Origin of the sequence: Tessaracoccus bendigoensis DSM 12906 (assembly GCF_900141915.1) — a bacterium.
GTDB lineage: Bacteria > Actinomycetota > Actinomycetes > Propionibacteriales > Propionibacteriaceae > Arachnia > Arachnia bendigoensis.
In genome coordinates this window covers 36,662-53,616 of the sequence record NZ_FQZG01000008.1, presented here as the reverse complement: position 1 = coordinate 53,616, position 16,955 = coordinate 36,662, and the positions used below count along the sequence as shown (strand labels likewise).

Here is a 16,955-nt window from a genome sequence, read left to right as displayed (position 1 = left end):
GGCTGGCCCCGTGACCATCACCCCCACCGAAGCCACCCCCTGGGCCGAGCAGGCCGACGCCGTCGCGGCGTCGCTCGGCTCGTCAGCCGCGGGGCTCACCACCGCCGACGTCGACCTGCGCCTCGAAAGGGACGGCGGGAACGAGCTCCCGACGCCGGCTCCGAAGCCCGCCTGGCTGAGGTTCCTGGCCCACTTCAACGACCTGCTCGTCTACATCCTCATCGCCGCGGCGGCGCTCAAGGCGATCAGCGGCGACTGGATCGACTTCACCGTCATCGCCGTCGTCATCGTTGCGACCGCGCTCATCGGCTTCATCCAGGAGGGGCGGGCCGCGTCCGCGCTCGCCAGCCTTCAGACGATGCAGTCGCAGGAGGCCCAGGCGCTGCGGGACGGCACCTGGGGCGTCGTCGACGCCGCGACGCTCGTCGCCGGCGACATCGTGCGGCTGCGCTCCGGCGACCGCGTGCCCGCGGACCTGCGGCTCGTGACCGCGTCGTCGCTGCAGGCCGACGAGGCCGCCCTCACCGGCGAGTCGGTGCCCTCGCAGAAGGAGGTCGACGCCGTCGAGGCGGGCGCGGGCGTGGGCGACCGCACCTCCATGCTCTTCTCGGGCACCCTGATCACCACGGGCACCGCCGAGGGCGTCGTGGTCGCGACCGGCGGTCGCACCGAGATCGGCAAGATCTCCGCGCTCGTCGCCGAGCAGGACAAGCTCGACACCCCGCTCGCCCGGCAGCTGAACAGGCTGGGCACGCAGTTGGCGGGCCTCATCGGCATCCTCGCCGTCGCCATGCTGGCCATCGGCTACTTCGTGCACCGCCTCGCCGCCGACGACCTGATCTCGGCCGCCATCGGATTCGCCGTCGCCGCCGTGCCCGAGGGCCTCCCCGCGCTCGTCACCATCACCCTCGCCCTCGGCGTGCAGCAGATGGCGAAGCGCAACGCCATCACCCGCAAGATGGCCGCCGTCGAGACGCTGGGCTCGGTCACGACGATCTGCTCCGACAAGACCGGCACCCTCACCCAGAACGAGATGACGGTGCGCACCGTCGTCACCGCGCAGGGCACCTACGACGTCGAGGGCACCGGCTACCGGCCGGAGGGCCGCGTCACCGCCGACGGCGCCGTCGCCGAGTTGGCCGAGCACCCGGACCTCGCGGCGCTCGTCACCGCGGCCGGGGCAGCCAACGACGCGCGGGTCGAGGAGACGCCGGAGGGCTGGCGCGTCGTCGGCCAGCCGACCGAAGGCGCGCTCGACGTCCTGGCGGCCAAGGCGGGGGCGGACATCGAGGCGGTGGCGCGGGTGGCGCAGGTGCCCTTCGAGTCCGCCCACAAGTTCTCCGCGACGCTCGACGACGTCCCCGGCGTCGGTCGCGTCGTCCACGCGCTGGGCGCGCCCGACCGGCTGCTCGACCGGGCCACGACCCAGCTCGGCCACGACGGCGAGCTGGTGGGCGTCGACCGCGAGGCCTGGGAACACCACATCGACGTGCTGTCCGGGAAGGGCCTGCGCGTCCTGGCTGCGGCCTCCCGCCCCGCCGACGGCGTGGAGGGCATCGAGCTGGACGACCTCGACTCCGGCCTCACCTTCCTCGGCCTCTGCGGCATCGTCGACCCGCCGCGGCCCGAGGTGCGCGACGCGATCCGCGAGTCCCACACCGCAGGCATCCGCGTGAAGATGATCACCGGCGACCACGCGGGCACCGCCGTCGCGATCTCGCGGGAGTTGGGCATCGCCCCCGCGGAGGGCGACGTCCCCGCCCTGACCGGCGCCGAGCTCGAGGCCATGAGCCAGGAGGAGCTCGCCGAGGTCGCGCGCGACGTCGACATCTACGCCCGCACGTCGCCGGAGCACAAGCTGCGCATCGTGCAGGCGCTGCAGACCCACGGCGAGGTCGTCGCGATGACCGGCGACGGCGTCAACGACGCGCCCTCGATCACGCGGGCCGACGTCGGCGTCGCCATGGGCATCAAGGGCACGGAGGCGACGAAGGAGGCCGCCGACATCGTGCTGGCCGACGACAACTTCGCCACCATCGAGCGCGCGGTCGAGGAGGGGCGCCGGATCTACGACAACATCCGCAAGTCGGTGGTCTTCCTGCTGCCGACCAACGGCGCCCAGGCGCTGGTCATCCTCGTCGCGGTGCTCTTCGGTTGGGCGCTGCCGCTGTCGCCGGTGCAGATCCTGTGGATCAACCTCGTCACCGCCCTGACGCTGTCGCTCGCCCTGGCCGGCGAGCCGGCCGAGCCCGGCATCATGGAGCGCCCTCCGCGCTCCCCCAAGGAGCAGGTGTTGGCGCCGCGCGCGATCGCGCTCGTCCTGTGGACGTCGGTGCTCATCGGCGGCGCCACCCTCGGCGTGTACCTCTACGGCCGCGCGAACGCCGACACGTACGCCATCGGCCAGACGACCGCGGTCACGATGCTCGCGCTCGGCCAGCTCGCCTTCCTGTTCAACTGCCGCTTCCTGAACAGCTCGTCGCTGACCCCGCGGGTGCTTGTGGGCAACCGGGCGGTGTGGGTCGCCGCGGGCCTGATGATCGCGCTGCAGGCGGTCTACGTGTACGCGCCGTTCATGCACTCCTGGTTCGGATCCGCCCCGCTCGACCTCGCGCACTGGCTCGGCGTGCTGTTGCTGAGCCTCGGCATCTTCCTCGTGGTCGAGCTCGGCAAGTGGGCGAGCCGACGCGTCTTCGGCGCCAGTCGCTGAGGCGCGGGGCTGAGAGTGCCCGCGGAGGGCGCCACCTACCCGACAGTGTCGATCCGTTGCCCCCCGCGGGCTGCCCTCACGGATCGCGTATCCGGCCTCACCCGCAAGGTCGGCCCTCATCAGCACCGCCGACCCCACCAGGTCGAACAGTTCGTGTGACCACCCCATCTCACTCAGCACGGCACCGGCCAGGCTCAGCAGCGCCCACCCCCTCCGTGAGGACCCGCTGCGCCACGCTGCGAGCCCGGCCACGCCGGCGATGCCGACGAGCGCGATCGCGAACAGCCGATCCGGTGGCGCGACGAGCAGGGCGACCCCCTCAACCGCCCCCAAGGGCGTGAACCCCAACGCAACGGGCCGGAGATCGGGCAGGTAGGCGCGTTTACAGGTGCCTCGTCGGGTCCATCCGTTGATGCAGAATCCGGATGACGTCGACGCCGCCGGCGCGTTCGACGTAGAAAGGCGCGTGGCTGCCAATGCCATACCGCCGATAGCCGACGCGGATCTCGTCGCAGGAGCGCCCGCGACGAGGATCGTCGGCGATACGTTCAATCGCAGACCTGATCTCTGTCACATATGTCTCTGCTTGGCGGATGTCCCAGCGCTCCTCGGTGGAGTCCCAGATCGACGAGAGGTCGCGCTGCGCGGCTGGGGAGAGACGGTAGTTGCTCACGACTTCTTCGCGGCGATGAAGGCGTCGAAGTCGAACTCTTCCGGCACGCCGCTCTCCTCGCCCGCGACCAGAGCCGCACGAAGAGCCCCCAAGCGTGTGTCCTGGTCCTCGAGGAGCCGGAGGCCGGCGCGGATGACCTCGCTGGCGGAGCGGTAACGACCCGACGAGACCTCGCGGGAAAGGAAGTCCGTGAAGTGATCATCCAAGCTGATCGACGTGTTCTGCGCCATGACAGAAGACTGCCAATGATTGGTAGCGATCAGTCCGGCAGACCTGCTGACGAGCCGTCCTGACTCGCACTGACGCTAACCTCGATCTTTCATGACGGGCCTGTGTGGGGCTGGTCGGCGCCGGTGGCGTCGGGGTTGTTCTGATTCTTGCAGGTGGGTGTGACAAGACTCCGCGTGACGTCTGCGGGGCGGGTTTCCAGGCCGAGAGCTTCGTGATTCAGAGGGTCGTGTGGAGGTCTGGGGGTCAGGTCGCGGGTGCCGGGAGGTTTCGGAGTCGGCCGATGCTGTCGATGATCAGCCCACTCCAGGGGGATTGCTCGGTGAGGTGGACGACGACGCCTCTCGACATTGGTAGTTCCGATGCTGCTGCTCTCCTATCGGAGGGATGGACCGCAAGCCAAGAACCGGTCACGAAGACGCTGGGAGCGGCCCGGGCGGGCGCATCGGAGGCTCAGCTCCGCGATAGCGGGAAATGGGAGACCGTTCGCCACTATCGAGTAAGCCTCAAACCGGGGGAGATCGAACTGCCGAGACTGGAGCTTGCGTATGTAGCGCGGAGGAGTGGAGCTCTCGACAACTCTCCCACCACGGTCCCGTTTGCGCTGCTGGTCACGATCGCTGATGAGTCCGGCGCGGTTGACGTCTACGACGATGTCAGGGCTCGCTTCTCCGGCCTTCGGCCTGCACTGCGAGCCCGGTCGCGGCTTCAGACGCGTAGTGCTCCGCGCCACTGGTTCTGAGGCGCCAACCGACGAGTGCTCCGAGGCATCTCGCGGGGGCCCTCGGTCGGCGCTTCGGGTCGAGTCGGCTCGGCTTGATGGTCGTTGGGACCCCGCCTTCGGTCCTGCCGGGCGAGATTGCTCCATCAGGCCCGGCCTTGCCGCAGCTTGAAGACGGAAGCAAAGTTGGGCGATGGGCGGGGGCCCATCGTGATGCGAGCCCAACGCGGGCCGTGGCAATGGCGCCATGGGAACAGTCACGATGAGCCCCATGCGCTCCCAGCGACCGGCTGGCAGGAATCCCGCCGCGCTGGGCCGCGCTGGGTCCGAATTCGGCATGGAAGGCGCGCGCGGCACTCAGGCCTTGGCTGCTCCACCTGCTCGCCCGGAAGTCGCACTTGGTCTCCAGGCGTGGGAGTCAGGAATCGGGGTCGGGTGACGGCTCAGAATCTTAGCGTCCCTTGGGGAATCCCGGTCTTGCTTTCACCCGCGAATCTGCCGCCATATCTGGGTTCCTCCGTGACGCTGACACTGTAGATGGGTGACGAGTCGAGACCGTATTGGTGACGCTGAGGCATGGTTTCCCAAGTCGCCGCGGACCTGCCGTGAAGCAGTCCTGGGCATCAGTCTGGCCTTGGCTGAGCCTCTGTTGGACCCCCGCGTGTTGAGCCGCTGCATGCGAATGATGGACGCAACTCGCGATGGTCGACCTTCGCTGTGGCTGGCCATGTGGTCCATGCTCCTACGTGGCGTCGGTCTCGCTCATCAGTACTCAGACTCGCCTCTGCTGCATCCTTCCCTGGCAATCTGCGGTGCGACCATTGGCGATACGCCAGACGATGCGGAAACCGGCGCGTGGTGGCCTGACGGTGAGCCATTTGGCGACCGTGGCGACTGGGGTGCTCCCGCCGGCGCCGACGACACCGACTTGAACTACGCCGCTCCGGACGCCTGGTGTGAACCGTCAGTGGTTGCCGTTGCGCTCTCAGCAGTCCACGGTCTGGATGAAGTCATGTACGCGCTGGAGCACGTAGCTGACAACGCAGTTCCACTCCACGCTCTTAGACACCTGGCATGGTCGGCCAGGCAGCTTGGTGCCCACGACTCACGCACGATGTATGCCCTCGGGCGAGCCGTGGCCACGTCGTCTTGGGGGACTGTCGAGGACGCAGAAGCCGGCTTGAGACTGGCTGTCGCCGAAGCGACCCGCGATACGCCTGACTGAGCGCCACCCCCTGCCGTCGCATTTCAGGATGAGGCAGAGCGTTCGGGCCCTTGCCCGGCCCGCCTCCACCCGTCTGTCAGTCGTTCAAGGAACAATGGTCCTGAACAGTGGAAGGGGCTCAGGATGCTCGAGTGGGTCACCGCCGTGAGTACGTCAGTCGCGGCAGTCGCCGCGGTGCTGGCGGTGGGTGCCTCTCTCTGGATCGTGTCGGGCGACCGGCGCCGTCAGCACCTGCGCGACCGGCTGACAGACGCCGTGTCGCTGATGGCTGCTTTCGAGGAGTTGCACGCTCTTGGGGTAGCGGACTGGTTGGCAGCGGAGGCGACGGGGCCTGCGCCCGGCTCGGGGCTCGAACGCACGCGAGCCGAAGCCCGCTTCGCGGCCCTCCTGCGTGCGTCGTCCGAGGAATTGCCAATCACGAAGGGGACTGTCTTCCGTCACATCCCATTCGGAGCGGATGATGAACGCGAGGCGGCGTATCTTGCCGCGGCGCCGATGCTTGGGAATCCCGAGACGGACGATGACGTCGACATGAAGATCCGCGCCGAGATAGTTGGGGTGATTGATGGTCTGCGTGCGCAGCTCAGCTCGGCGCGGGTCACTAACGTGTGGCGGGGTCGCCCTCTGTCCGACGGTGACATCGGCGATCTCGAACGGGATCGTGGAAGGGCCTAGCAGTGCAAATCAAGACGCGCCAGCGTGTTCGTGACCTTGCCGAGGTCTACACGCACACCCGCGAAGTCACGGCGATGCTCGACCTGGTCCCCGACATGTTCCCCAGCGAGACTGACCCCAACAACACCGACCGCAAGTTCTTCGAACCGGCGGCCGGCTCGGGCAACTTTCTGGAAGAGATACTGCTACGCAAGATCGCCCACGTCACTTCGCTGCGCTACGCGTCGACCCAATTCTACGAACACCGGCTGCTGCGCGCTCTGGCCTCGATCTACGCCGTCGACATCGATCCCGAGAACGTCGCGGAGTCCAAGGAGCGACTCAAGCACGTCATGCAGTCCCACCTAGACAACGACCTCAACACCAAGGTGCCCACGCCCGGCTTCGCGAGTGCCGTCGAGGCCATCCTGGGAACCAACATCGTGCTGGCTAACACCCTGACCGATCTCGACACCATCGAGTGGGTCGACTACCAGCCGGGCCGGAACGGCACCTTCACCCGTGAGTGGTCCACCGCAGGAGAAGCGGGCGACGACCTCTTCTCTGCGTTCACTGAACCTCGTCGCGATGCTGCGCCGATCCACTACTCGCTGTTGATAGAGAACCCTGAGCCCGTGAAGGCCCCGAAGAAGGTGCGAGCATGACGACCACGACCCGATTCGGGGCGCACGTCCCCGACATCCTCGACTGCCTGGCGCAGCTGTCCAACGATGAGGTGCCCACGCCGCCCAAGGTGGCCCGAGCCATGCTGGACCTGTTGCCAACCGACGTCTGGAGCCGCCCCGACTTCGTCTGGCTGGACCCGTTCAGCAAGTCCGGGGTGTTCCTGCGGGAGGTGGCCACCCGCCTGTTCGACGGGTTGGCCGAATGGGAACCCGACTTCGTCAAGCGCCGCGAGCACATCTTCCGCAACATGCTGCACGGAGCGTCGATCACCGAGATGACCGGGATCATCTCCCGCCGAAGCGTCTACTGCGCCGCCGACGCCTCCGGCACCCACAGCGTGGTGCGTTTCGACGACCCCGAGGGCAACCTGCCCTTCGTCCCGGCTGAGCATGACTTCAGCGGCGGTGGTCGTTGCGCACTATGCAACGCACCGCAAGACCTCGAACGAGGTGACAGCCGCGAGAATTACGCCTACTCGTTCATCCACGGCGCCTACCCGACCAAGGAGATGGCAGACATGAAGTTCGACGTGATCGTCGGCAACCCGCCGTACCAAATCGACTCAGACGGCAACACCCGAACCATGCCGATCTACCAGAAGTTCGTCGAGCATGCCATCGACCTCGACCCCCGGTACCTGGTGATGATCACCCCCTCGCGTTGGTTCGCGGGCGGCCTCGGTCTCAATGAGTTCCGTGCGCGCATGATTGCCGACCGGCGCCTGGCGAAGCTGGTGGACAACCCCAAGCTCTTCGACTGCTTCCCGGGCGTCGAGATCAAGGGTGGCGTCTCCTACTTCCTCTGGGATCGCGACCACGATGGCGACTGCGAGTTCTCGACCCGCATCGACGGCAAGATCGTCTCCACGATGACCCGTGATCTTCGCGCTGGTGACGGCGTCCTGATGCGGGATAACCGAGCTGCCTCGATCGTCAGGAAGGTTCTAGGTGCTGGGCTGCCGAGCGTGGAGGAGCGGTTCGGGCCCCAAGTGCCCTTCGGACTGCGAACCAACTTCAGTGGCTCCGAGGACCAGCCCTTCCCTGGCAGTGTCCCGGTGGTTTACGGCTCGCGGATTGGCTACGTCCGCCCTGACCAGCTCGAGCGGCTTCACGACTGGGTCGACCGGTGGAAGGTGCTTATCCCCATGGCTGGGGATGGGCACGGTCGGGAGATCTCATACGTACTTGGAGAGCCCATTGCTTTGGCTCCTGGTTCCGCTTGCACGCAGACCTATCTCATCGCCGACACCTTCGACACCCGTGATGAGACCGAGAACTACGCCTCCTACATGACGACTCGCCTCTATAGGTTCTTGGTGCTTCAGCGCAAGATCACTCAGCACCTGACCCCCGATCGATTCCGATTCGTCCCGATGTTGGACATGACTCGCTCGTGGACCGATGAGGAGCTGTACGACAACTTCGGCCTCACCCGTGACGAGCGTGAGTATGTCGAGGGTGCCATCGCGCCCCGTGATGTGAACTGGTCTCTCGACTCGCCGATCCCAGCGAGCCACCTGCCCGGCGGCTCCAAGTACCGGCCGGGTGCAGTTGACGATGAGCCGGAGGATGACGAGTGAGCAACCGGATCTACGTCTACACCGTCCTCGGCAAGGACACCGAACCGTGGACCCGCGCCGAGGGCACGGCGCTGGTCGACGGCGTCGGCCTCGTCAAGGTCGGCCAGACCACCAAGGGGACGGCCCGCGCCCGTGTGAAGCAGCAGCTCAACACCGCCTACCCGGGCCTCAAGGGCGTCGACATCCTGCTCGACGAGCCGGCCACCCGCACTGACGGCACGGAGTTCTCCGATCACGACGTCCACACTGCACTCGTGGCCGCCGGCATCAACCGCACGGGCGGCGAGTGGTTCGAGGCCACCCTCGACGAGGTCAAGGCCGCCATCCAGGTGGTGCGCTCCGGCATCGCCTACCAGCCCAAGCGGACCCAGTCGTTCGGCATGCGCCCCGAGCAGCAGGCCGCCGTGGACCTGACCGCCAGCTACTTCCGCAACCACGTTGGCACCAAGGCGCCCAAGTTTCTGTGGAACGCCAAGATGCGGTTCGGCAAGACCTTCACCACCTACCAGCTGGCCAAGGAGATGGGCTGGCAGCGTGTCTTGGTCCTCACTTTCAAGCCCGCCGTGGCCACCGCCTGGCACGACGACCTGGTCAGCCACGTCGACTTCGACGGCTGGCGCTACGTCGACAAGGAGTCGACCGCTGAAGAGCGCGACGACGCGGCGGACTACGCCGGACCAGTGGTCTGGTTCGCGTCACTCCAGGACCTGGGTGGCCGTGATGCCGACGGCAACATCAAGGCCAAGAACGAGGTCATCCACCTCATCGACTGGGATGCCATCGTCCTGGACGAGTACCACTTCGGCGCCTGGCGCGATTCCGCTCGCGAGCTCTACGACCCAGCCGACCAGAAGGAGCTCGCCGGGATTCGTGACCTGGACGAGGACGACGACGGCGTCACGACCGAGGACCTCACCGAGGAGCTGAAGGTCAAGGCGGACCACTACCTCTACCTGTCCGGGACCCCGTTCCGGGCCATCACCGACGGTGAGTTCACTGAGGATGCGATCTTCAACTGGACCTACGTCGACGAGCAGCGCGAGAAGCAGGACTGGGACCCGGCCGGGGGCCCGAACCCGTACGCCACCTTGCCCCGCATGGAGATGTACTCCTACGACATGGGCAAGGACGCCGCTGAGTACGCCGAAGACGGCGAGTTCAACGGGTTCAGCCTCAACGAGTTCTTCAAGGCCACCAAGGCCGACGATGGCACATTCGCCTTCGAGCGGCCTGACGAGGTCGCTGAGTTCCTGGAGATGCTGCGCGGCAAGCTGTCGGACCAGATGAAGCTGCAAGTGCTCACCCAGGACAAGCCGCCGTTCCCGTTCGAGGCGGTTCGTTTCAAGGATGCCGTGAAGCACTCCGTCTGGTACATGAACAACGTCGCGGCCTGCTTCGCGATGGCAGACCTGCTCGCCCAGCACCCGTACTTCTCCCAGTTCGAGATCGTCGTCGCGGCCGGCAACAAGGCGGGCCAAGGCATGGCCGCGCTGCCCCCGGTGGAGGCGGCGATCGAGGATGTGAAGAAGGGCAACGGCGTCGGCTCCATCACGCTGTCTGTCGGCAAGCTCATGACCGGCGTCACCGTCCGCGAGTGGGGAGCGATCCTCATGCTGCGCTCGCTGAAGAGCCCTGAGTCCTACTTCCAGGCCGCGTTCCGCGTTCAGTCCCCATGGGCCTACATCGACGCCGAGGGCAACCTCGACCTGCGCAAGCCGGTCTGCTACGTCTTCGAGTTCGACCCCAACCGGGCACTGTCTCTGGTGGCCGAGTACGGTGCCAAGCTGGCCACCACGGCCGACACCACGCCCGCTCAGGCGATCGGCGAGCTGATCAACTACCTACCGATCTACGGCTTCACCGGCGGCGCGATGACCCAGCTCGATGCCACCGCCGTGCTCGACTGGGCCACCGCTGGCATCGGCGCAGCGGCGCTCGCACGGCGCTGGAACTCGCCGACCTTGGTCTCGGTGAACGAGCACACGCTGGGAGCTGTGCTCGCCCAGCCAGCCCTCATGGAGTCGCTGGAGAACATCGAAGACTTCCGGGCCCTCGTCGATCATGCCCAGACGGTCATCACGAACACGAAGGACCTGAAGAAGGCCAAGCGCGAACAGGGTGGCAAGCTCGACGGCGACCAGAAGAAGAAGCAGACCGAGACCGCCTCCAAGCGCAAGGAGATCCGCGAAAAGCTCCAGAAGTTCCTCGCCAAGATCCCGGTGTTCATGTACACCACGGATTACCGCGAAGAAGCCCTGAAGCACGTCATCGAGTCTCTCGACTCGGCCCTGTTTGAGCGGGTGACCGGCCTAACGGTGGACGATTTCAAGACGCTGAACCAGATCGGACTGTTCAACGCCAACCACCTCAACCACGCCATCTACCAGTTCAAGCGCTTCGAGTCGGCAAGCCTCGACTACGCACTAACCGATGAGGAGCGCGAGCGACGGCACAGCAACGAACAGATCGGCTTGTGGGACACAGTCGCGTCAGCCCCAGTTTGACGGTCGTCGAAGGAACGCGGGCAGAATGAACGGCGGGAACGCACCCGCGATGGGGTCCCCGTTGGGATCAGTCTTGGGATGACGGTAGTGCTCGTCGACAAGCTCTCTTTGTAGGCGCTCGATCCGTGCCCGAAGTCGTCCGAGCTCAACTTCCAACTGAAGTTGTTGGTCGTCCTCCATGAGCTGCGCCAAGAGGCGATGCGACGACTGTCGTCCCGCCATCGGGGCATCCTCCCAACGCAGGACTTCCGGCTCCTCAGGCTCATTTGGGTCTGCGAGCGCCATTTCGCCGAAGTTGGCATGGCCGAACGCCCGAGCCAACGCGTTCAGCTCGTCCACATCGAGTTGCTTGCCGCCCTTAGCTGTGCAGATTCGGTGCAGGACGCTGCTCCCCACATCCCAGCCCTGCTCAGCACAGCGTTTCGAAAGTTGTTCGTAGCTCAGCCCGCGAACTTCTCGCCAAAGGCGAACCTCGATTTCCACTGCCAGTTGCCACGTCTCTCGGTCCGACTGGCGTCTTCGCCCCATCCAGTCTGGTCCCAGTTCGGCTTCGAGTTCTTGGTACCAACGAAGGAGGCGGTCAATCGCCATGATTGTCCGTCGCATTCGGCCCGCCGCAAAGGCTGGGTCGGTGTCCAGCATGTCGTGAAGCGGCACAGCGCATGCTTTGGACCACAGCGCAAGGTCGGGGAGCGGAGTTGGTTGCTCACCCCACCTACGACGATTCAACGAAGCCAGACTCAACTTCTGGCCGAGTTCTTTGAGCCGCGCCTGCACCACGCGAACTGGGAGACCTCTGATCTTCTGGGCCTTGGTCAGCGCTTGGTTGTAGGTGATTTCCAGCGTACGCATAAGCCATCCCAATAATGAGTAATTCTGTCCCGTGGTAATACTACGTCATGGGATGCACGATGGTGTCATGGAAGAGAACAAACTCATCACCACTGCCGAAACGGCCCGCATGCTCGGGCTCCATCCCGGCACAGTCCGCAACTGGCGTCAGCGCCAGCAAGGCCCCGCGTTCGTGCGCGTCGGGTCCCGGATCCGCTACCGAATCGCTGATGTCGAGAGCTGGATCACGTACAACCACCAAGGTGTGAACAAGTCGGAGGTGGCGCGATGAAGGGCTTCAAGACCAACGCATCCGCCACCTGGGACGCCTTCATCGACCCCAACGTGCGGTTCGAAACGATCGGGGACTCGATTTCGGGGACCTTGGTCGCTCTCGAAGCGAGGGAGTTCGACGACGGTGGCCGTGCGCCGCACCTGACATTGATGACCCCCGAGGGGGAGCGATACCTCACCGCCTCATCCAGAGACCTCGTCCGAAAGTTGGTCGCGCTCGCCCCGTCGCTCGATTCCACCATCGAGATCACGCTCTTGGGCATTGAGGACATCCCGGGCACGGACCTGCAGCGCAAGACCTTCAACGTTCGACTCATCGACCCATCAGAGGCGAGTGGCCAACTCGAGGATGACGGCACCAACTTCATCTCATGAGACAGCGCGGGGGGCTGGGAGACCAGCCCCCCCGCAGGAAGGACCACACACATGGCGCTCTCACCATTCACGATCGCCGCCCCTGACTACATTGGGGCCGGCTGGACCGTCGTGGTGCTGCCACAGCGCCGGAAGGCACCCCCACCCATGGGCACGACGGGGCGGCTGGCGAGCGCACCCACGCCCGAGACAGTGGCGCGCTGGAGGCGTAACGGCGGCAACATCGCCGTCCGCCTGCCCTCAACTGTCGTCGGTGTCGATGTTGATGCCTATGGAGACAAAGTTGCCCTTGACACCCTGAGCCACCTTGAGTCGAAGTTTGGGACCCTCCCTCCGACGTGGGTGTCTTCGGCTCGGTCTATTCCTTCGGGCATCCGGTGGTTCCGGGTCCCCGCCGGACTCGAGTGGTCGGATGTCGGCCCGGGCATCGAACTGGTGTGGTGGGGCCATCTACGCAGTCGTGCCTCCCTCGCTTCATCCCGAAGGCATGGCCTATCAATGGCGCGACCCGAGCGGCGCCAGCGTCCAGCTCCTGCCCGAAGAGCATGACCTTGCAGAACTCCCAACAGCATGGGTCACCGCACTGTCATCCGAAGCGAGGCCAGCCTGGTCCGCAGCGCCAGCAAGCCATGCAGAAGTGCAGTCTTGGATGGAGGCGCGCCGGGCCTCGCTCAGCCCTTGCCCTGAAATGGGCCGAAGAGCCCTTTGGCCACACGGGGGCGAGTCGGCCCACACCCGGCTGAACAGCGTGGTGGCACGTCTGGTGCGGACCGCCTCGGATGGGCACCCGGGCTTCGCCAAGGCCATCGAGTCGGTGACCGAAGCGTTCGTGGCTGAAGTCACCACCCGTGGACGGTCCGGCCGCCGTGCCCCACACGAGGCGCTCCTCGAAGTCCAGCGGTCAGTGGCCGGCGCGGTCGCGCGGATGGGGCAAGAGCCCCCGCCGGCACGGTGCCTGTGCGAGTGGCTCGAAGGGGCCCAGTCATGATGTCAACGTGGATTCCGCAGCCGGCGCTCGACATCACCGTCAGCGCCGATGACGAGGCGACCATCCTTCGCCGGGGTGACGGCGCAGGCCTGCTGTACAGCGGCCGCGTCAACAGCTTGATTGGAGCCAGCGAGAGCGGCAAGAGCTGGCTGGCCGTTGAGGCCCTACGACAAGTCGTCACCGATGGCGGGCTCGCCGTCTACCTCGACTTTGAAGACTCCCTGCCATCTATCGTCCGCAGACTCAGGACGGTGGGGCTGGCAGACGCTGACCTCGCCCGCGTCCGCGTCGGTAGCCCAGACGACCCACCCGCAGGGGAGGACGCGAACCGCATCGCCTCGGGCGCACAGCTGGTGGTCTTTGACGGGATGGACAGTGCCCTGCACCTCGCTGGCTGTGACCCGAACTCCGCCGCCGATGTCTCCGGCTTCTACGACGGCGTCCTGCGCCCCATTGCGCACACCGGCGCGGCAGTCATCGCGGTCGACCATGTGCGAAAGCGACGCGACACCGGCGAGCGAGGCGCCGGCGGCAGCCAAGCCAAGCGAGCCAAGGTCGACGGAGCGAGCCTGCGAATCACCATGACGGAAACCGTTGCGCCAGGACGTACCGGCCGCCTCGAACTCCATGTGGACAAGGACCGCCCGGGACGAGTGCGCGGCTTGACCACCGCTGGTGACCTCGTCGCTTTCGCCACCGTCGTCAGCGACCGCGTCACCCACAACATGAGCATCCAGCTCGATTCACAGCTGTCTGGCCGCCGGCGTGATCTCGTCGACCAGGTCGGCCTGTGTATCACCCAACGAGCCAGCGAGCACCTGACCCAAGCCGATGTTCGTCGCCTTGTCCCGCGGCGCCGTGAAGACGTCGACACGGCACTCGCAGAGCTGGTCGAACTGGGCTATGCGGCGTTCTCGCCCGCACCCCGAGGCGGGCGATTCATCACGGTGCTCAAACCCTACGACCCGGAAGCCATGACATGGAACGCCTATTGACCTGTCCCGCGCCGGGGACACAGTTCCCTGTCCAGTCGAGGGGAACAGCGACGGGCAGGGTGTCTTGGTTGACGACGACGCCCCCTGTCGCACCGCATTTCGTCTTGTCCCAACCGCGGGGACAAGCATCGATTGCCACCCTGTCCCACTGCCCCCCTCCCTATGAGGGGGCAGGGGGCACCAACAGAAGGAGAACCTCATGGAACTCGACCCAAGAATCGCCCTCATCAGACGTGTCCACTCGGACCGTGCATCCCGGCAAAAGGCCGCCACCGGACCGCGTCGCAAGCGCTCCGATGCTCGCGGGCTCAGCCAGCTCGACATCGACCGAGAGCGAAGGAAGCTCGACCGACTCGAACGAATCACTCAGCTGGGCACACAGGCTTCCTACTCCCGCTCTGCACTGAAGGAAGAACTGACAGAAGCGGCCCGGTCAGGAGTGCCAATCGCAACCTTGGCCCGCGCCTCCGGGGTCAGTCACGTGACGATTCGAAAATGGCGAGATGCAGCTGCCTGACGCGGACGCCGAGCGTGAAGGCGACTCAGCGAGCGGGGCCCACTAACGACCGTTAGTGACACGCGCTGACACTGTGGGGATATGAGCCCCAGAACCCGTCCCAAAACCACGAACGTCCCAGATGCTCCGGCGACCGTTTCTGGGACATCGCGCGCTGGGTCGGGCACAGTCGTGAGCTATCTGCGCGTCTCGACAAGCCGGGACCAGTCGGTTGAGTCTCAGAGGCACGCCATCGAGCGCGCTGGTTGGGCACCGGCCAAGATGTTCCTAGATGAGGGCATCACCGGGCGGCGTATTGATAGGCCGGGCTTGCAGAGCATGTTGGAATGGGTGCGCGACGGCGACACGGTGGTCGTCTACAGCTTGAGCCGTATCAGTCGCTCGACTACAGACCTGCTCGGACTGCTCGAACGTCTCGACCGACAGGGCGTGGCTCTGGTCTCGCTGTCAGAATCCGTGGACACATCGACACCGGCGGGCCGTCTGCTGGTGACGGTGCTGGCCGCGCTGTCGCAGTTCGAGGTGGATACCCTTCGGGACCGGACTCTCGCTGGACTAGAGGTGGCGCGTGCACAGGGCCGGGTAGGCGGACGGCCTCGGGCGCTCACACCCGAGGAAGTCGTGATGGTGCGCGGCTTGCGAGCCAGTGGTGTCCCGGCACAGTCCATCGCGGTCAGGATGGGCGTCGGTCGCTCGACGGTCTATCGGGCTCTGGAACAATGAGCCCGTGGCTAGCGTCGGTGACCTCTGGGCGAAGTTACCCCGTCGCGCCGTCGATGCTGCCCGCGCCCGTGGAGACAAGCGGTTCGTCGCGCGGTGGCGTGATGCAACGGGCAAGAGTAAGGAGAAGCGGTTCCACACACGCGCCGAGGCACTAGCCCATGCAACGGCCCATGACCATCGGGGTGGGGCTGTTGGTGAACTGACCGTGACCGAGGTCGTCCGTCAGTATGTCCATAGCAAGAGGCACCTGAAGTCCGCCGGGCTGGAGAGCGTGAAGCTCCACGCCGGGCACGTCACTGATGCCCTTGGTGATATCGCGGTCGCGGCGTTGAGGCGGTCCATGGTGGAGGACTGGGTGGCGGCGATGTCCTGCGCCGATAGCTCGAAGCGCAAGCGTCTGGCGCTGTTGCGCGCCGCGCTCGTGGCGGCACGGCAGACCGATGTGACCGCCGGGCTCGTCGTCAGTATCAAGGACAAGACGCCGATGGCGTTCCTCACGATGGCCGAACTTGTGACCGTTGCACGGACGGCCCGGACGGTGACCCCATCGAAGCATGGGCCACGGGGTGAGAGGGTCAACGCGGAGATGTGGGAGACCTTGATACTGCTGCTGGGCACCGCCGGGATGCGCGTGACCGAGGCGCTGACATTGACCGTCGGCCAGCACGACTATGCGCGGTCACTGCTATGGGTGGAGGGCACCAAGACCGTGACATCGCGGCGGTGGGTTGTGCTGCCCCATGCCATCAATGAACGCCTGCATAGCTATATCGGTGACCGGGTATCGGACGAACTCATCTTCCATACATCGCGCGGCACGGCGGTGACCCGTGAACGGGTTGGGGAGCGGGTGCGTGACGCAAGTCTGCGGGGTATCGGGCGGAGGATTCGGGTGCATGACCTACGACACACTGCGGCCTCTGCGCTGATCGAGGCGGGCGGTCTAGTCGTGGCCGCAAAGCAGCTAGGTCATGCGGACGCAGGTATCACTGCTGCGGTGTATGGGCATGTGCGCGATAGCGCCGTGCGTGAGTCCGTCGATGCTGTCTCTATAGAGCTGAACCGGGCGCTCGGTGTGAAGTCTGTTGCCCCGACCACCGGCGAGGTCACAGACGCCGACGCGGCGTTCTGAGCCTAACGGCGAACCTAACGAACTTGTACACGAACCGGGCGAAAGTGTGCACATTGTGGGGTGTCTGAGCGTAGATGCGACGCTCATCGGCGGCACCGCGCATTCTCCCAAAGCAGGCG

Annotated in this window: 14 protein-coding genes; 11 read left to right on the top strand and 3 right to left on the bottom strand. The window is 65.8% G+C overall.

The features are described from left to right. The first annotated feature begins 10 nt into the window (after window positions 1-10). Window positions 11-2,710 carry a cation-translocating P-type ATPase gene (locus BUC15_RS02920; RefSeq protein ID WP_217652089.1) on the top strand — a complete coding sequence of 900 codons (2,700 nt, stop codon included), beginning with the start codon at window positions 11-13 and terminating at the stop codon, window positions 2,708-2,710. A 382-nt stretch (window positions 2,711-3,092) separates the two neighbouring features. Here BUC15_RS02920 and BUC15_RS02915 read toward each other — a convergent pair whose 3' ends face one another. Both BUC15_RS02915 and BUC15_RS02910 read right to left on the bottom strand, forming a co-directional pair. After that, window positions 3,093-3,383 carry a type II toxin-antitoxin system RelE/ParE family toxin gene (locus BUC15_RS02915; protein WP_073186056.1) on the bottom strand — a complete coding sequence of 97 codons (291 nt, stop codon included), beginning with the start codon at window positions 3,381-3,383 and terminating at the stop codon, window positions 3,093-3,095. Continuing rightward, the gene (locus tag BUC15_RS02910; RefSeq protein WP_073186055.1) at window positions 3,380-3,613 is read right to left on the bottom strand and encodes a type II toxin-antitoxin system ParD family antitoxin; all 234 of its coding nucleotides are present in this window, start codon (window positions 3,611-3,613) and stop codon (window positions 3,380-3,382) included. Before BUC15_RS02910 ends, BUC15_RS02915 begins: the two co-directional genes overlap by 4 nt. A 2,067-nt stretch (window positions 3,614-5,680) precedes the next feature. On the opposite strand from BUC15_RS02910, the gene BUC15_RS02895 reads away from it, so the two are divergent. Genes BUC15_RS02895 through BUC15_RS02880 form a run of 4 tightly spaced genes read left to right on the top strand, consistent with a single transcriptional unit; the run spans window position 5,681 to window position 10,981 of the window. Further along, on the top strand, window positions 5,681-6,232 hold the full coding sequence (locus BUC15_RS02895) for a hypothetical protein (RefSeq protein ID WP_073186052.1): 552 nt from the start codon (window positions 5,681-5,683) through the stop codon (window positions 6,230-6,232). 2 nt (window positions 6,233-6,234) lie between these two features. Further along, window positions 6,235-6,876: a hypothetical protein gene (locus tag BUC15_RS02890; RefSeq protein ID WP_073186051.1), complete on the top strand. Its 642-nt coding sequence runs from the start codon at window positions 6,235-6,237 to the stop codon at window positions 6,874-6,876. Further along, window positions 6,873-8,477, top strand: a complete 1,605-nt coding sequence (locus BUC15_RS02885) for an Eco57I restriction-modification methylase domain-containing protein (protein ID WP_073186050.1) — start codon at window positions 6,873-6,875, stop codon at window positions 8,475-8,477. The genes BUC15_RS02890 and BUC15_RS02885 overlap by 4 nt, the downstream gene beginning before the upstream one ends. Beyond that, entirely contained in the window at window positions 8,474-10,981 is a 2,508-nt protein-coding gene (locus BUC15_RS02880; RefSeq protein WP_073186049.1) for a GIY-YIG nuclease family protein, read from the top strand. The genes BUC15_RS02885 and BUC15_RS02880 overlap by 4 nt, the downstream gene beginning before the upstream one ends. On the opposite strand, the gene BUC15_RS02875 is transcribed toward BUC15_RS02880, so the two are convergent. Continuing rightward, entirely contained in the window at window positions 10,967-11,833 is an 867-nt protein-coding gene (locus tag BUC15_RS02875) for a hypothetical protein (protein WP_073186048.1), read from the bottom strand. The genes BUC15_RS02880 and BUC15_RS02875 overlap by 15 nt on opposite strands. A 67-nt stretch (window positions 11,834-11,900) precedes the next feature. Here BUC15_RS02875 and BUC15_RS02870 point away from each other — a divergent pair, with 67 nt between their 5' ends. The 6 genes from BUC15_RS02870 to BUC15_RS02835 all read left to right on the top strand — a co-directional run bounded on the left by BUC15_RS02870 (window position 11,901) and on the right by BUC15_RS02835 (window position 16,836). Continuing rightward, entirely contained in the window at window positions 11,901-12,104 is a 204-nt protein-coding gene (locus BUC15_RS02870; RefSeq protein WP_084189317.1) for a helix-turn-helix transcriptional regulator, read from the top strand. Continuing rightward, complete coding sequence (locus BUC15_RS02865; protein WP_073186046.1) at window positions 12,101-12,481, top strand: hypothetical protein; 381 nt, start codon at window positions 12,101-12,103, stop codon at window positions 12,479-12,481. The genes BUC15_RS02870 and BUC15_RS02865 overlap by 4 nt, the downstream gene beginning before the upstream one ends. 51 nt (window positions 12,482-12,532) lie before the next feature. Then, a complete protein-coding gene (locus BUC15_RS21180) occupies window positions 12,533-13,030 on the top strand; it encodes a bifunctional DNA primase/polymerase (protein WP_073186045.1) in 498 nt (165 codons plus the stop codon). A gap of 435 nt (window positions 13,031-13,465) precedes the next feature. After that, window positions 13,466-14,464, top strand: a complete 999-nt coding sequence (locus BUC15_RS02850) for an AAA family ATPase (RefSeq protein ID WP_073186043.1) — start codon at window positions 13,466-13,468, stop codon at window positions 14,462-14,464. 688 nt (window positions 14,465-15,152) lie between these two features. Next, the gene (locus tag BUC15_RS02840) at window positions 15,153-15,704 is read left to right on the top strand and encodes a recombinase family protein (protein WP_073186041.1); all 552 of its coding nucleotides are present in this window, start codon (window positions 15,153-15,155) and stop codon (window positions 15,702-15,704) included. Between the two features lie 4 nt (window positions 15,705-15,708). Next, entirely contained in the window at window positions 15,709-16,836 is a 1,128-nt protein-coding gene (locus BUC15_RS02835; RefSeq protein WP_139280068.1) for a tyrosine-type recombinase/integrase, read from the top strand. Window positions 16,837-16,955: the final 119 nt, after the last annotated feature.

Bases quoted from the DNA above. Each gene is read 5' to 3' on its own strand.
- BUC15_RS02885 (WP_073186050.1), top strand. From the start codon at position 6,873: ATGACGACCACGACCCGATTCGGGGCGCACGTCCCCGACATCCTCGAC.
- BUC15_RS02910 (WP_073186055.1), bottom strand. From the start codon at position 3,613: ATGGCGCAGAACACGTCGATCAGCTTGGATGATCACTTCACGGACTTC.
- BUC15_RS02870 (WP_084189317.1), top strand. From the start codon at position 11,901: ATGGAAGAGAACAAACTCATCACCACTGCCGAAACGGCCCGCATGCTC.
- BUC15_RS02850 (WP_073186043.1), top strand. From the start codon at position 13,466: ATGATGTCAACGTGGATTCCGCAGCCGGCGCTCGACATCACCGTCAGC.
- BUC15_RS02865 (WP_073186046.1), top strand. From the start codon at position 12,101: ATGAAGGGCTTCAAGACCAACGCATCCGCCACCTGGGACGCCTTCATC.
- BUC15_RS02875 (WP_073186048.1), bottom strand. From the start codon at position 11,833: ATGCGTACGCTGGAAATCACCTACAACCAAGCGCTGACCAAGGCCCAG.
- BUC15_RS02895 (WP_073186052.1), top strand. From the start codon at position 5,681: ATGCTCGAGTGGGTCACCGCCGTGAGTACGTCAGTCGCGGCAGTCGCC.
- BUC15_RS21180 (WP_073186045.1), top strand. From the start codon at position 12,533: ATGGCGCTCTCACCATTCACGATCGCCGCCCCTGACTACATTGGGGCC.